The 12,246-nt window shown below is 72.0% G+C and carries 16 protein-coding genes; 3 read left to right on the top strand and 13 right to left on the bottom strand.

All coding sequences use genetic code 11. The features are described from left to right. Positions 1 to 21: 21 nt before the first annotated feature. Complete coding sequence (locus AC1C2W_RS14085) at positions 22 to 225, top strand: hypothetical protein (protein WP_495413430.1); 204 nt, start codon at positions 22 to 24, stop codon at positions 223 to 225. A 195-nt stretch (positions 226 to 420) separates the two neighbouring features. Here the strand turns inward: AC1C2W_RS14085 and AC1C2W_RS14080 are convergent, their stop codons facing one another. The 5 genes from AC1C2W_RS14080 to AC1C2W_RS14060 form a co-directional block, all read right to left on the bottom strand. Beyond that, positions 421 to 1,137 carry an NADPH-dependent F420 reductase gene (locus AC1C2W_RS14080; protein ID WP_495389884.1) on the bottom strand — a complete coding sequence of 239 codons (717 nt, stop codon included), beginning with the start codon at positions 1,135 to 1,137 and terminating at the stop codon, positions 421 to 423. A gap of 33 nt (positions 1,138 to 1,170) precedes the next feature. Continuing rightward, positions 1,171 to 1,389, bottom strand: coding sequence for a hypothetical protein (locus tag AC1C2W_RS14075; RefSeq protein ID WP_495389883.1), 219 nt, complete (start codon positions 1,387 to 1,389; stop codon positions 1,171 to 1,173). Between the two features lie 66 nt (positions 1,390 to 1,455). After that, on the bottom strand, positions 1,456 to 1,818 hold the full coding sequence (locus AC1C2W_RS14070) for a type II toxin-antitoxin system death-on-curing family toxin (RefSeq protein ID WP_495389882.1): 363 nt from the start codon (positions 1,816 to 1,818) through the stop codon (positions 1,456 to 1,458). Further along, positions 1,815 to 2,015 (bottom strand): hypothetical protein, encoded by a 201-nt coding sequence (locus tag AC1C2W_RS14065; protein WP_495389881.1) that lies wholly within the window; start codon positions 2,013 to 2,015, stop codon positions 1,815 to 1,817. Before AC1C2W_RS14065 ends, AC1C2W_RS14070 begins: the two co-directional genes overlap by 4 nt. Positions 2,016 to 2,023: 8 nt before the next feature. Next, positions 2,024 to 2,518 (bottom strand): cupin domain-containing protein, encoded by a 495-nt coding sequence (locus AC1C2W_RS14060; protein ID WP_495413429.1) that lies wholly within the window; start codon positions 2,516 to 2,518, stop codon positions 2,024 to 2,026. An 84-nt stretch (positions 2,519 to 2,602) separates the two neighbouring features. Between AC1C2W_RS14060 and AC1C2W_RS14055 the strand changes: the two genes are divergently transcribed. After that, the gene (locus AC1C2W_RS14055; protein WP_495413428.1) at positions 2,603 to 3,100 is read left to right on the top strand and encodes a MarR family winged helix-turn-helix transcriptional regulator; all 498 of its coding nucleotides are present in this window, start codon (positions 2,603 to 2,605) and stop codon (positions 3,098 to 3,100) included. A gap of 19 nt (positions 3,101 to 3,119) precedes the next feature. Here AC1C2W_RS14055 and AC1C2W_RS14050 read toward each other — a convergent pair whose 3' ends face one another. The 3 genes from AC1C2W_RS14050 to AC1C2W_RS14040 are packed head-to-tail and all read right to left on the bottom strand — an operon-like array spanning position 3,120 to position 6,215. Further along, positions 3,120 to 4,016 carry an endo alpha-1,4 polygalactosaminidase gene (locus tag AC1C2W_RS14050; RefSeq protein WP_495413427.1) on the bottom strand — a complete coding sequence of 299 codons (897 nt, stop codon included), beginning with the start codon at positions 4,014 to 4,016 and terminating at the stop codon, positions 3,120 to 3,122. Between the two features lie 34 nt (positions 4,017 to 4,050). Further along, on the bottom strand, positions 4,051 to 4,902 hold the full coding sequence (locus tag AC1C2W_RS14045; protein WP_495389877.1) for a class II fructose-bisphosphate aldolase: 852 nt from the start codon (positions 4,900 to 4,902) through the stop codon (positions 4,051 to 4,053). Continuing rightward, on the bottom strand, positions 4,899 to 6,215 hold the full coding sequence (locus tag AC1C2W_RS14040) for an alpha-glucosidase/alpha-galactosidase (RefSeq protein WP_495413426.1): 1,317 nt from the start codon (positions 6,213 to 6,215) through the stop codon (positions 4,899 to 4,901). Before AC1C2W_RS14040 ends, AC1C2W_RS14045 begins: the two co-directional genes overlap by 4 nt. A gap of 97 nt (positions 6,216 to 6,312) precedes the next feature. Here AC1C2W_RS14040 and AC1C2W_RS14035 point away from each other — a divergent pair, with 97 nt between their 5' ends. Continuing rightward, positions 6,313 to 7,119 carry a DeoR/GlpR family DNA-binding transcription regulator gene (locus tag AC1C2W_RS14035; RefSeq protein WP_495413425.1) on the top strand — a complete coding sequence of 269 codons (807 nt, stop codon included), beginning with the start codon at positions 6,313 to 6,315 and terminating at the stop codon, positions 7,117 to 7,119. Here the strand turns inward: AC1C2W_RS14035 and AC1C2W_RS14030 are convergent. From AC1C2W_RS14030 to AC1C2W_RS14010, 5 genes are read right to left on the bottom strand one after another with little or no spacing between them, the layout of a single operon-like run. Further along, complete coding sequence (locus tag AC1C2W_RS14030) at positions 7,101 to 8,072, bottom strand: 1-phosphofructokinase family hexose kinase (protein ID WP_495413424.1); 972 nt, start codon at positions 8,070 to 8,072, stop codon at positions 7,101 to 7,103. The two genes, AC1C2W_RS14035 and AC1C2W_RS14030, sit on opposite strands and share 19 nt — an antisense overlap. Further along, positions 8,069 to 9,043 carry a carbohydrate kinase family protein gene (locus AC1C2W_RS14025; RefSeq protein ID WP_495413423.1) on the bottom strand — a complete coding sequence of 325 codons (975 nt, stop codon included), beginning with the start codon at positions 9,041 to 9,043 and terminating at the stop codon, positions 8,069 to 8,071. Before AC1C2W_RS14025 ends, AC1C2W_RS14030 begins: the two co-directional genes overlap by 4 nt. Beyond that, positions 9,040 to 9,930, bottom strand: a complete 891-nt coding sequence (locus AC1C2W_RS14020; RefSeq protein WP_495389872.1) for a carbohydrate ABC transporter permease — start codon at positions 9,928 to 9,930, stop codon at positions 9,040 to 9,042. The genes AC1C2W_RS14025 and AC1C2W_RS14020 overlap by 4 nt, the downstream gene beginning before the upstream one ends. After that, positions 9,930 to 10,874 (bottom strand): carbohydrate ABC transporter permease, encoded by a 945-nt coding sequence (locus AC1C2W_RS14015; protein WP_495413422.1) that lies wholly within the window; start codon positions 10,872 to 10,874, stop codon positions 9,930 to 9,932. The genes AC1C2W_RS14020 and AC1C2W_RS14015 overlap by 1 nt, the downstream gene beginning before the upstream one ends. Beyond that, the gene (locus AC1C2W_RS14010; RefSeq protein ID WP_495413421.1) at positions 10,871 to 12,202 is read right to left on the bottom strand and encodes an ABC transporter substrate-binding protein; all 1,332 of its coding nucleotides are present in this window, start codon (positions 12,200 to 12,202) and stop codon (positions 10,871 to 10,873) included. Before AC1C2W_RS14010 ends, AC1C2W_RS14015 begins: the two co-directional genes overlap by 4 nt. Positions 12,203 to 12,246 lie beyond the last annotated feature (44 nt).

Here is a 12,246-nt window from a genome sequence, read left to right as displayed (position 1 = left end):
GAAGACCTTAAAGTGCCTGTCATGACCCTCGACCGCAGCGCATGGATGCGCGTCCTCCTGTCCGTCGTCATCGGTCTAGCGGTCGGCTCGTTCATCGGCCACTACATCTACGACTCGATCGTCTCGTGGGTGCCCCTGGCCTTTGGCGTCGCGTGGGCAGGGTTCGAAGTACAGCGCATCCGGCAGGCTCAGGCTCGAGCGGGTAGGCCCCCGCAGAACACCTGACCCAGTGAGAACGAGGGCCCGCTGACCGCAGATGCGGTCAGCGGGCCTTTCGCTTGCCACGGTCGCGTACCCACTCAGGCGGCCCGAGTCGCGAGCGGGCTTGGCGGGTGATTTATGGCCCTACTCACGAGGGTGACCAGCGCCCTGCTCTTCAGCCCGCGTTCCAGTCCGGAGACATCGGGAGTTGGTCAGCGGTCAGAACTGCCGGTCCGCGACGTTGACGCGGGTGGCCGCCATGAGATGGCGCGACAGGCGCGAGGGGGAAACGGGGCCTGCTGGAGCCTGCATCAACTGTTCCAGCGGTGTACTCGGGTCGGCCAGGTAGATCTGGGTGTATGCCTCCGACTCCGGCTCGAACCGCCACGCGTCGGCCAGCGCGCCGGCGTCCACGGTCAGGAAACCCAGCTGGTCGATCAATTCTGCAGCTTCGGTCTTCGACGTGTCGTCGTCGCCTGCGATCGGCAGGGCAGTGCGGTCGTCGGCGGTGGCCGGGCGAGCCAGCTGCGGGATGTGTGGGGCGACGATGTTGCTGAACGCCTTGACCAGGCGCGCTCCGGCGAAGTGCTCCTGGACGAGCTCGCCACAGGTAACTTCGCCGTTGTCCAGGCGTGCAACACGCCCATCGCGGTAGGGGTAGTAGTTCGTCGTGTCCAGGACAACCTTGCCATCGAACAGGTGCGGGTCCAGTGCCTCGATCGCCGTCAGCGGGACCGCGAGCACGACGTGGTCACCGGCGGCAGCGGCTTGGTCCACGGTCCCGGCAGATGCGAGGGGGCCGAGCTCGTCGATCAGGCCGGCTAGGGTCTGCGGCCCGCGCGAGTTGGCGACCACGACGGGGATCCCCGCCTTGACGGCCAGCCGTGCTACGGCAGACCCGATGCTTCCACTACCGACGATTCCCAGCGTGCTCATGCACCCGACCGTACAACGTGCCTGAAGGCGGGCTCAGCGACGAAGCCGCCGCGAGATCAGGGCCGCGGCCACGAGGCCTAGAACGACGCTCGCCACCCAGACGACGTCGTACAACCAGGCCTGCATGACCGGGGCAAGGACGCTGATCAGAGCGCCGAGCACGAACGTGAGGCCGACGGTTGTCACGCCGAAGACCACCACCGACGTCACGATCGTGACGGTCTGCGCGTCCCGCTCGCCCTGGCTCTTCATTCGGGCATTGTGGTCCGGCCCCGGGTGCAGCGCACCTCCCACGCCGTTCGGGTCACGCAGGCCGACTCAGTGCGTGTGGTCCGCGAGCCAGGTCGCGATGTCTTCGAGGGGCAGATGCTCCGAGGCGATGGTCAGGATGAGCTCCACCATCTCGTCCTGACCCGCCTCAAGCTGATGGCCGTTCATGGCGAAGAAGACGTCGGTGAGGACCAGCGAGAGGCGCTTGTTGCCGTCGACGAGCGGATGCAGCCTGTTCGCGGAGTCGAGCAGGGCAGCCGCCTTGAGGTGCAGGCCCGGGTACAACTCGGTGCCGTACATGACGGCCCGCGGGCGTTGCACGACGGAGTCGAGCAGGCCGATGTCGCGCACCACCCAGGCCCCGTGCTCGACAACGACGAGGGCGTCACGGAGCGTGGGGTAGCGAGTCACGCGAGCTTCTCGAGCGCCGGCGCCCAGCGCTCGAATGCCGACGACACGTACTGCTCGATGCGGGGGTCGGAGGCCTCGTCCAGCAGCCGCTCGAGCGCCTCGGCCTGCGTGACGTGCTGTTCCTCGGCCAGGGCGCGGAGCCGGTCGCGCAGCGCGACGGGCACCTTGATCGTGGTCATCTCGGAGCCGGCAGTCATACCGGTGATCATACTTCCGCCGCGGGCCCATCACCCGACTTCCGGCGGACGAGCGGGCCGAGAACGCGGATCGCGGCGCGGGTGACCGGCGACGCGGGGCGCATGACGTCGCGGTACACGTGCAGCACGCCGGCGAGGCCGACCAGGCCGGCGCGCCCCTCCCGGTGCAGCCGGTCCATGGCGGTGAAGAACGCCTCGACGCGGCCGGCCGGGGTGCTGAGCCAGCGCACGACGGTGGGCTCGGCGCCCGGGTTCCACATGTGGTGCACGGTGCCGCGCGGGACCACGAACTCCTCGCCCGCGACGAAGTCCTGCTCCCGGTCGGCGAACCCGACCCGGAGGGCGCCCGACCGCACGGCGAAGGACTCGTCGTGGTGGGGGTGCACGTGCTTCGGGGGCCGCTCGCCCCGGGGCGCGTAGGTGGCCTCCACCTCGAAGCGGTCGGCGGTGCTCCCGAGCACCTCCAGAGCCTCCGACCCGTTGAGCATCAGCGTCGTCGTCATTACTCCTCCTCAAGTAGCTTGTGTGCGAGTTACTTGTATGAAAGTTAGGCCACAAGTAACTCGCGCGCAAGCTAAAGTGGTCGGGTGGACGACAACGACCGCATCGACGCCCTGGTCCAGCAGTGGGCCGACCAGCGGCCCGACATCGACCGCGACACCATGGCCCTGCTCGCGCGGCTGACCCGCGCCGCGGAGCTGGTGAACGGCCACACGGACCGGCTCGCCGCCGACTACGGCGTGAACCGCGGCGACGGCGACGTCATGTTCGCCCTCCGCCGCGCGGGGGAACCGTTCCGCCTCTCCCCCACCAGCCTCGCCCGCGCGCTGCTCATGACCACTGGCACGATGACCGGGCGCCTGGACCGGCTGGAGAAGCGCGGCCTCATCGTCCGCGTGCCGAGCTCCCACGACCGGCGCAGCCTCGACGTCGAGCTCACCCCCGAGGGGAAGCGCCTGGTGGACGAGGCGGTCACGAAGCACACCGCCGGTCAGCAGGAGACGGTGTCAGCGCTCACGCGCAAGGACCGCGCCGACCTCGACCGGGTGACCCGAAAGCTGATCGCCCACCTCGCCGACGGCTGATGCCGCGGCGCACGGAACGTCAGCAGGCGTCGTAGACGTACCCGTCCTCGCCGGCGACGACGAGGTCCAGGTCGCGGAGGATGGTGAGTGGCGCGCGGTCGTCGAGGGCGCACACGTCGGCGAAGGTCAGGCCCGCCTCCTCGAGGGCCTCGGGGTACTCGATCTGCAGCACGTGGTCGCCGTAGACGTCGGTGTACGCGGCGCACTCGGACCACACGCCGCACTCCTCGGTGACGGCGAAGTCGAAGCCGAGCTCGTCCTTGGCGACCTGCGTGATCTCGGCGGCGTTCTTCTGCGCGATCGCGAGCCCAGCCCCGTGGGCAAGGTCGACGTACGCGCGGGCGAGCTCGTGCGCGCCCTCCTCGTCGATCGCGTCGAACCGGGTCCACGTGTCGAGGTTGTCGATCTCCACGGCGTCGAAGCCGGCGACCGCGCAGCCGGTCACGACCGGCCCGAGCACCTCGAGGATCCCGGCGCGCTGCTCCTCGGTCGACGGGTCGAGCACGTACTCGTCCGGCCACTCCGGGTCGATGACGAGCTCCCCGTCGGCGTCGTGCAGCAGCAGGTCCTCGTGCTCCCCCGTCCACAGGTCGGCGTCGTCCGGCTGGGTCTGGAACCCGTTGACGTAGCAGACGTTGTACGCGCCGGGCAGCGGGTCGGCGGTCGCGTCGCGCACGACGACGTCGATCGGCACCGGTTCGCCCGACCCGGCGCCGTCGCCGGTGTCGACCTCGTCGTACGCGCCGCCGAGCTGGTAGTCGAAGACGCCGCTCGTGGGCGGCAGCGCCACGGAAGCCTCGGGAGCCGGCCCGCCCGTCGTCGCGGGATCGGACCCGCTCGCGCCGGGGGCGCCCCCGCAGGCCGCCGCCGACAGGGCCAGCCCGAGCGTGATGGCCAGGGTCGTCGCGTGCTTCATGCCGTCGTTCCCTCCGTCGGGCGCCCCGCGGGCGTTATCCGTGCAGGACCTGGGTGCAGAGCCGGTCGACGGCATCGCGCACCGCGCCCCGCGCCGGGTCGAGGTACCTGCGCGGGTCGGTGACCGTGTCGTTCGCGTCGAGGAACTGCCGCACCTGCGCCGTGTACCCGACGTTGAGCGCCGTCCCGACGTTGATCTTACGGATGCCCGCGGCGACGGCACCCCGGAGCGTCGGCACCGGCACCCCCGAGGATCCGTGCAGCACCAGGGGCACCGGGACCCCCGCCGCGAGCCGCTCGACCAGGTCGAGGTCGAGCTCCGCCGTCGCCGTCGTCATGGCGTGCGAGCTGCCCACGGCGACCGCGAGGCCGTCGACGCCGGTGCGCGCGACGAACGACGCAGCCTCGTCGGGGTCGGTCCGCACGCCGGGCGCGTGCGCGCCGTCCTTGCCGCCGATCGCCCCGAGCTCCGCCTCCACCCACAGCGACGTGCGGTGGGCGGCCGCGGCAAGCTCGGCCGTCGTCGCCACGTTCGCCTCGTAGTCCAGGTGCGCGGCGTCGACCATGACCGACGAGATGCCGAGCTGCCAGGCGCTCGCGACGACGGAGCGGGCGAGCTCCACGTCCTGCACGTGGTCGAGGTGCACGGAGACGGGCACACCCGCCGAGGCCGCGATCTCCCGGCAGGCCGCGACCAGTGGCGCCGTCCGCCCGCCGTGGAAGCGCACCGCGTTCTCGCTCACCTGCAGGATGCCGGGCAGGCCCGCGGCCTCGAGGCCCAGGGCGATGCCCTCCGCGTGCTCGAGCGTGATGACGTTGAAGGCCAGCACGGCGCCGCCGGCCCGTGCGGCGTCGGCGACGAGGGACCCGGTGGCCGCGAGGGTCACAGCGCGCCCGCCGGGACGTGGGCGCGCAGGGCCTCGGGCAGCAGGTCGCCGTGCGCGTCGACGAGCTCGTCGCACACGGCCCAGATCTGCTCGGGCGTCAGGGTCGACGACGCGTTGGGGTCCACGAGCGCGGCCTGCCGCACGAGCAAGGGGTCGCCGGTGCGGGCGGCCTCGACCGTCAGCCGGCCCACCGACACGTACGGCTGGTTGACCGCCGCGCACTGCACCGGCAGCTGCCCCATCGGCACCGGCACCAGGCCGTTCCCGTCCACGACGGCGGGCACCTCGACGACGGCGTCCTGCGGCAGGTTGTCGATCAGGCCGCGGTTGGGCACGTTGACGTGCACCTCGCGGCGGGTGCCGGTGACGAGCGAGTGGATGATCTGCGGCGCGTACTCGCTCGCGCCCTCCTCCAGCTCGAGGTCCCCGCCCGCGGCGAGGGTCTTCTTGGCCCGGTCCAGCTCGGCGAGGTTCTCGCGGCTGATGCCGACGTACTCGAGCGGCGCCAGCCGGTAGCGCTCGATCTGCGCGTCGGAGCGCAGGAACCACGACAGGTACTCGGACGAGTGCTCGCTGGTCTCCGTCGGGTAGTACCCGAGGCGGCGGAAGATCTCGACCCGCACGCGGCGCTCGAGCTCGGGCTCGGACCGGATGCGGTCGCGCAGCACCGGGTAGAGGTCCTGGCCCTGGTGCTCCCACTCGAGCAGCCACGCCTGGTGGTTGACGCCGGCCGCGCGGTACCGCGTCTCCTCGACGGGCACGCCGACCAGCTCGGCCAGGTCGTGCGCGGTCCAGTAGACGCTGTGGCACAACCCGGCGACCTTGAGCTCCGGCGCGACGACGGACAGCCACCACACGTTCATCGCCATCGGGTTGGTGTAGTTGAGCAGCCACGCGTCCGGGCACAGCTCGAGCATGTCCGCGGCGAGCCCCGTGAGCACGGGGAACGTGCGCAGCGCGCGGAAGATGCCGCCCACGCCGGTGGTGTCGCCGATCGTCTGGCGCAGGCCGTGGCGCGCGGGGATCTCGAGGTCGGCGAGGGTCGCGTCGACGCCGCCCACCTGGATCATGTCGATCACGAAGTCGGCGCCGTCCAGCGCCTCGCGGCGGTCGGCGGCCGTGACGACGGTGGCCCGGGCGCCGAGCTGCCGGTCGACCTGGCGGGCGGTCGCCTCGGCCACCTCCAGGCGCTCGGGGTCGATGTCGTGCAGCACGAGCCGGGCGTCCACGAGCTCGGGGTACCGCAGGATGTCCGCGACGAGCTGGCGGGTGAAGACGACGCTCCCGGCGCCGATGAACACGATGCTGACCATGGCGTCGATCATCGGCGGCTTCGCGCGAGCTGTGCAAGAATGCGATCAGAATTCGGGATAAACGATCACTTTGCATGAGCGGTTTGAAGGGAACGGCATGCCGACCACCGCCGAGACGGCGCCGCGCGCGATCTCCCACAAGCGCACCGAGCGCATGATGCAGACGCTGACCTACGTCAACGAGCGCGGCACGGCCCGCCTCACCGACCTCGTCCGGGAGCTCGACGTGTCGTCCGCGACGATGCGGCGCGACCTCGCCTCCATGGAGGACCAGGGCCTGCTCGTGCGGACGCACGGCGGCGTCCGTGCGCTCGACCCCACCACCGAGGTGCCCGTGCTGCTGCGCGACACCAGGTTCCGGGACGCGAAGCTGCGCATCGCCGAGCACGCGGCCGGCCTGCTGCCCCCCGGCCGCTACTCGGTGGCCATCAGCGGCGGCACCACCGCGGCCGCCGTCGCGCGGGTGCTCGCCACGCGGCCCGACCTCGCGATCGCCACCAACGCGCTCACGACCGCCATGGAGCTCGCGTCGCGCAGCAACCTGCAGGTCATCATGACCGGCGGGTTCGTCCGGTCCAGCTCGTTCGAGGCCGTGGGCGTGCTCGCCGAGAACACGTTCAACGCCATCAACGTGGGCACGGCGTTCCTCGGCACGGACGGCATCAGCGTGCGCGGCGGCGCCACGACCCACGACGAGACCGAGGCCCGCACGAACCACGCGATGGTGACCCACGCCGAGCACGTGGTGGTCGTGGCGGACGGCTCAAAGGTGGGCCGGGTGACGCTCGCGAAGGTCGCCGAACTCTCGGAGGTCGACGTGCTGGTCACCGACTCGTCGGCGGACCCCGACGCGCTCGAGGCGATCCGCGCGGCCGGCGTGGACGTTCAGGTCGTCGCGGACTGAGAGCCGGCCGCGGGGCCCTCCCATGCCTCCTCGGGCACGTCGACCACCTCGACCTCGGCGACGAGACGCTGCACCAGCTTCGGGTCGAGCACCGCCGCGCCGGGCACCTGCGCGTTCGCCGTCCCGGTCGCGGTCGCGAGCGCCATCGCGCCGGCGAGGTCGCCGCCGCGGTCGAGCGCGACGAGCAGACCGCCAAGGAACGAGTCACCGCTGCCCACCGGGAATCTCCCGGTGCGCCCGTCGAGCCGCGCGCGCAGCACGCGGCTCCCGTCCGTGGCCCACGCACCCGCCGCGCCGTCGGTCACCACGACCAGCCCCCCGCTGAGCCCCCGCACCGCCGCGAGGAGATCCGGCATCGGCGCCCCGGGGTCACCGCCCGTCAGCTCGACGGCCTCGGCGCGGTTGACCTTCACCAGGTCGGGACCGGCCAGGACGGCGCCGCGCAGGGCCGGGCCGTGGCTGTCCACGGCCACCCGCACCCCGGCGTCGTGCAGCCGGCGGACGAGGTCGCACAACAGGTCCGGGGGCGCGGAGGCCGGCAGGCCGCCGGCGGCGAACCACCAGCCGGGCCGGCCCGCGGCGAGCCCGACGGCGGTGTCGATTGCGGCGGCCACGGTGTCCGGAGCGAGCGGCACGGCCTGCTCGTAGATCTCGGTGAGCCGGCCGGAGTGCCGAGAGAGGATCGACACGCAGCTGCGCGTCGGCTCCGTGCCGGGCACCACGTACACGTCGACGCCGTCCGCCCGGGCCCCCGCGGCCACGTCGTCCCCGACGCCCGCGCCGAGCACCGCCACCGCCGCGACCCGCGCCCCGAGGGCGGCCGCCGCGCGCGCCGCGTTGAGTGCCTTGCCGCCCGGCACGCGGTGGGTGGAGCGCGGCCGCTGGATCCCGTCGAGCTCGTCGACCACGTACGTGACGTCGAGCGACGGGCTGAGCGCGAGGGCCGAGATCACCGCGCGAGCACCTCCTCGAGGTCGTGCCGGGTCGCCTGGCGGCCGGTGCCGCCGGAGCCGAGCGTCGACAGCGACCCCGCCGTCGTCGCCCAGCGCACGCGCTCGTGCTCGTCGGCGACCCCGTACGCGGCGGCCGCCAGGTAGCCCGCGTCGAAGCTGTCGCCCGCACCCGTGGTGTCGACCACGTCCACGGCGACGCCGGGCGCGCGCACGACGTCGCCGTCCGCGCCCACCGACCAGCCGCCGTCCGCCCCGTCCTTGACGACCACGCGCGGCCCGCGGCCCGCGATCCGCGTCGCCAGGCCGACGTCGTCCAGGCCAGCGGGCTCCCCGAGGGCGCCGGCGATCGCGCGCAGCTCGTTGCGGTTGGGCAGCAGCAGATCGAGGTGGGGCAGCACGGCGTCCAGCCCGGCCCACTCCTCGCGCGGGTCCCAGTTCGTGTCCAGGCTCGTCGTCCAGCCCTGGGCGCGCGCCCGGGCGAGGACGCCGGGCAGGGCCGCCGCCAGCCCGGGCTGCAGGAAGTACGACGCGGCGTGCACGAGACCCGGCGACCGCGCGTCGAGCACCTCGGTGACGCGCGCGCCCGTGAGCGTCGGGATGGTGCCCGGCACTGTGAGGATCGCCCGGTCGTGCGGGGTGGACAGGATCACGGACAGGCCGGTGGGCTCGTCGTCCGCCACCTCGACCTCGGCGACGTCGACCCCGGATCGGCGCAGCGCGTCGAGCGTGAACGCGCCGAACGTGTCCGCGCCCACCCGGGCGACGAGCGACGTCGGCACCCCCAGCCGCGCCACGCCCGACGCGGCGATGCTCGCCGAGCCACCCAGCACGAGGTCGCCGGACTCGGCGAGCTGCTCGGCCTGGCCGAACCGGGGGACGACGTCGCCGCGCAGCACGAGGTCGACGTTCGCGTCGCCCACGACCACGACGGGCCGCGGCCCGCCCTGCGCGGCTGCGGTGGTGCCCGTCATCCCTTGACCCCCGTGAACGTCATGGTGGCGATGAACTGCTTCTGCGCGAAGACGAAGAAGAGGATCAGGGGCAGCGTCGCGACCACGTTGCTCGCCATGAGCAGCGACCAGTCGGTGCGGCGGGCGCCCTGGAAGTTGGTGATGCCGAGCTGCAGCGTGAAGGAGCCCGGGTCGTTGATCGCGATGAGCGGCCAGACGAGGTCGTTCCACGAGCTGAGCAGCGTGAAGATCGCGAGGGTCGCGAGCGCCGGCCGCGCGAGCGGCAGGATGATCCGCCAGAACGTGCCGAAGCGAGAGCAGCCGTCGAGCTCGGCGGCCTCCTCGAGCTCGGCCGGCAGCGACAGGAAGAACTGCCGCATCAGGAAGATCCCGAACACCGACGCGAGCCACGGGACCATCGCCGCCGCGAGGGTGTCGATGATGCCGGCACGGGCGAACATCACGTACGTCGGCACCATGAGCAGCTGGGTCGGGATCATGATCGTCGCGACGATCATGAGGAACCCGGCGTTGCGGCCCGGGAACTTGAGCCGCGCGAACCCGTACCCGGCCAGCGAGCACAGGGCGAGGTGGGAGACGACCGCGACCGCCGACACGAGGATCGTGTTGCCCGTCCACAGCAGGATGTCGCTGTCGCGGAAGAGCTTCGCGTACCCGTCGAAGGTCAGCGCCGACGGGAGCAGGCGAGGCGGGAACCGGTTGATCTCCGACTCCGGCGTCAGCGACGTGAGGAACATCTGCACGAAGGGCACGGCGAACACCAGCGCCACGGGCACGAGCAGCAGGTGCCACCAGCCGGCGCGGGGGCGACGGCGGCGCGCCGGGCCGGGGGTCGGCTCCGGCGGCGGGCCCTCGACGGCGGGAGCGGGAGCGGCGAGCATCGTCATCAGAGTCCACCTACCTTGCTGCGGCGCGAGTAGATCGTCACGCCGATGGTGATCGCGAGGGTGACGGCGAACAGCCCGTAGGCCACCGCCGACGCGTACCCGAACTCGAGGTCCTTGAAGGCCGAGGTCCACAGGTAGTAGACGATCGTCTCGGTGGCCCCGAGCGGCCCGCCCCGCGTGGTCGTGTACACGAGGTCGAAGAGCTGGATCGCCTGGATCGTCTGCCAGATCGCGACGAACACGGTGACGGGCGCGAGCTGCGGGAACGTCACGTGCCAGAACGACTGCCAGCGGTTGGCCCCGTCCACGCGCGCGGCCTCGGTCAGCTCGGCGGGGATGTCCTGCAGCGCGGCGAGGTAGATGACGGTGGTGAAGGCCGCCTGCCCCCACAGCGACATGATCGCGATGACCACCATCGCCTGGTGCGGGTCCTCCAGCCAGCCCTGCTGCGGCAGCCCGAGCCCGCGCAGCGCGTTGTTGACGAGCCCGAACTGGGGGTTGAACAGGTACGTCGTGAGGATGCCGGTCGCGGCCGCGGAGACGACGAACGGCAGGAAGATCAGGGTGCGGTACAGCCCGACGAGGACGATCCGCCGGTTCAGCAGGACGGCGAGGCCCAGCCCCAGCAGCACCGAGGCCGGGACGAAGAGGGCCGTGTACAGCAGGGTGTGCGTCGCGGCGGCGGCGAGGTCCGCGTCCGACCCCATCGCCAGGTAGTTGTCCAGGCCGACCGACTCCGGCACCGAGAAGCCGTTCCAGTCCTGCAGCGACAGCAGGAACGCCCACACCGCGGGGAAGATCGACAGGCCGAGCACGATGAGGGTCGCCGGACCGACGAACCCCCACCCGGTGAGCCCCTCCCGCGCGCGGCGGCCCCGGCCGGGCCGCCGCGCACGGGAGGGGGTCGCCGCGGGGGCCGCGGCCGGGGTCAGCGTCGCGGTCATTGGTCCGCCAGGGCTTCGGTCGCGTCGTCGGCGGCCTTCCCCAGCGCCTCGGCCGGCTCGCCCTGACCCTGCAGCACCTGCGAGATCGCGGTGCCGATCGCCTCCGACAGGTTCACGTAGCCCGCGACCGTGGGCCGCGGGATCGTGGCGTTCTTGCTGTTCTCGGCCATCACGTCGATGCCCGGCATCTCCCTCACCTGCTTCTGGAACTCCGGGGAGTCGATCTCGCTCTCTCGCAGCGGGAGGTTGCCGTACGCGACGTTCCAGCGCACGTCCTGCTCCGGGTCCGTGAGCCACTCGGTGAACTCGTACGACCAGTACTCGCGGTTGGTGTCCTGGTGGTCGAAGAGCACCCACAGGTCGGCGCCCGAGATCGTCGTGTGCTCCCCGTCCGTGCCGGGCAGCGGCACGACGCCGTAGTCGGTGCCGGCCACCTGAAGGTCGTACAGCGACCAGGGGCCGGAGGTGATCATCCCGATCTGGTCGCTCGCGAAGATCTGCCCGAACTTGGTGTCCGTCTGGTCGAGGTACACCGACTCGTCCTCGACCGCCATGTCGCGCAGGAACGTCAGCGCGTCGACGCCGGCCTCGGAGTCAAAGGTGGCCTCGGAGCCCGACTCGTCGAGGATCTCGCCGCCGTTCTGCCACAGGTGCGGCCAGAACTGCCACGTCGTCTCCTCGGAGCCGGAGACGGAGTACGCGTACCCGTAGGTGCTGGTGGTCGGGTCGGTGAGCTCCTTCGCGGCCGCGCGGAAGTCGTCCCACGTCCAGTCCGCGGTGGGGTGGTCGACCCCCGCGGCGTCGAAGACGGTCTTGTTGTAGATCAGCGAGATGTTGTCGACGACGGCGGGGAAGCCGATCGTCGCGTCGCCGGTCGGCTGCGCCGTCTGCCGGGCCGCGCCGGAGAACTCCTCCCACCCGACGTCGGGCTCCGCCACCTGGTCGGTGATGTCGAGGGTGCGCTCGGAGTCGGCGAGCTCGCTCGCCCACGACCCGAACGCGTACGAGATGTCGGGGTAGGTGCCGCCCGCGAACGACGACGACAGCTTCTGCAGCAGGTCCTCCGTGGACGGCGCCCCCGACGAGACCTCGATCGTGACGTTCGGGTGGTCCTCCTCGAACTCCTCGGCCAGCCCGGTGAGGATGGTCTGGGCCTGGTCGGCCTGCCCGGTCCACCAGGTGAGGGTGACGTCGGCGTCCTTGTCGAGGGTCGTGGCCCCGGGGGCGCCCGAGGAGCAGGCGGCCAGCATGGCGGTCGCGGTCACGAGGGCGGCGGTGGCGCCGACGGCGCCCCACCTGCGGCCGGTACGAGCGTGATGACGCAGCATGATCGTCCTTGTCTCTTCTGCGAAGTCTCGTCGGTGAACGCCTC

It is taken from the genome of Isoptericola sp. Y581 (genome assembly GCF_059445475.1).
Note: the sequence above shows the minus strand (reverse complement) of the source record. Positions and strands in the feature narration are given on the sequence as shown.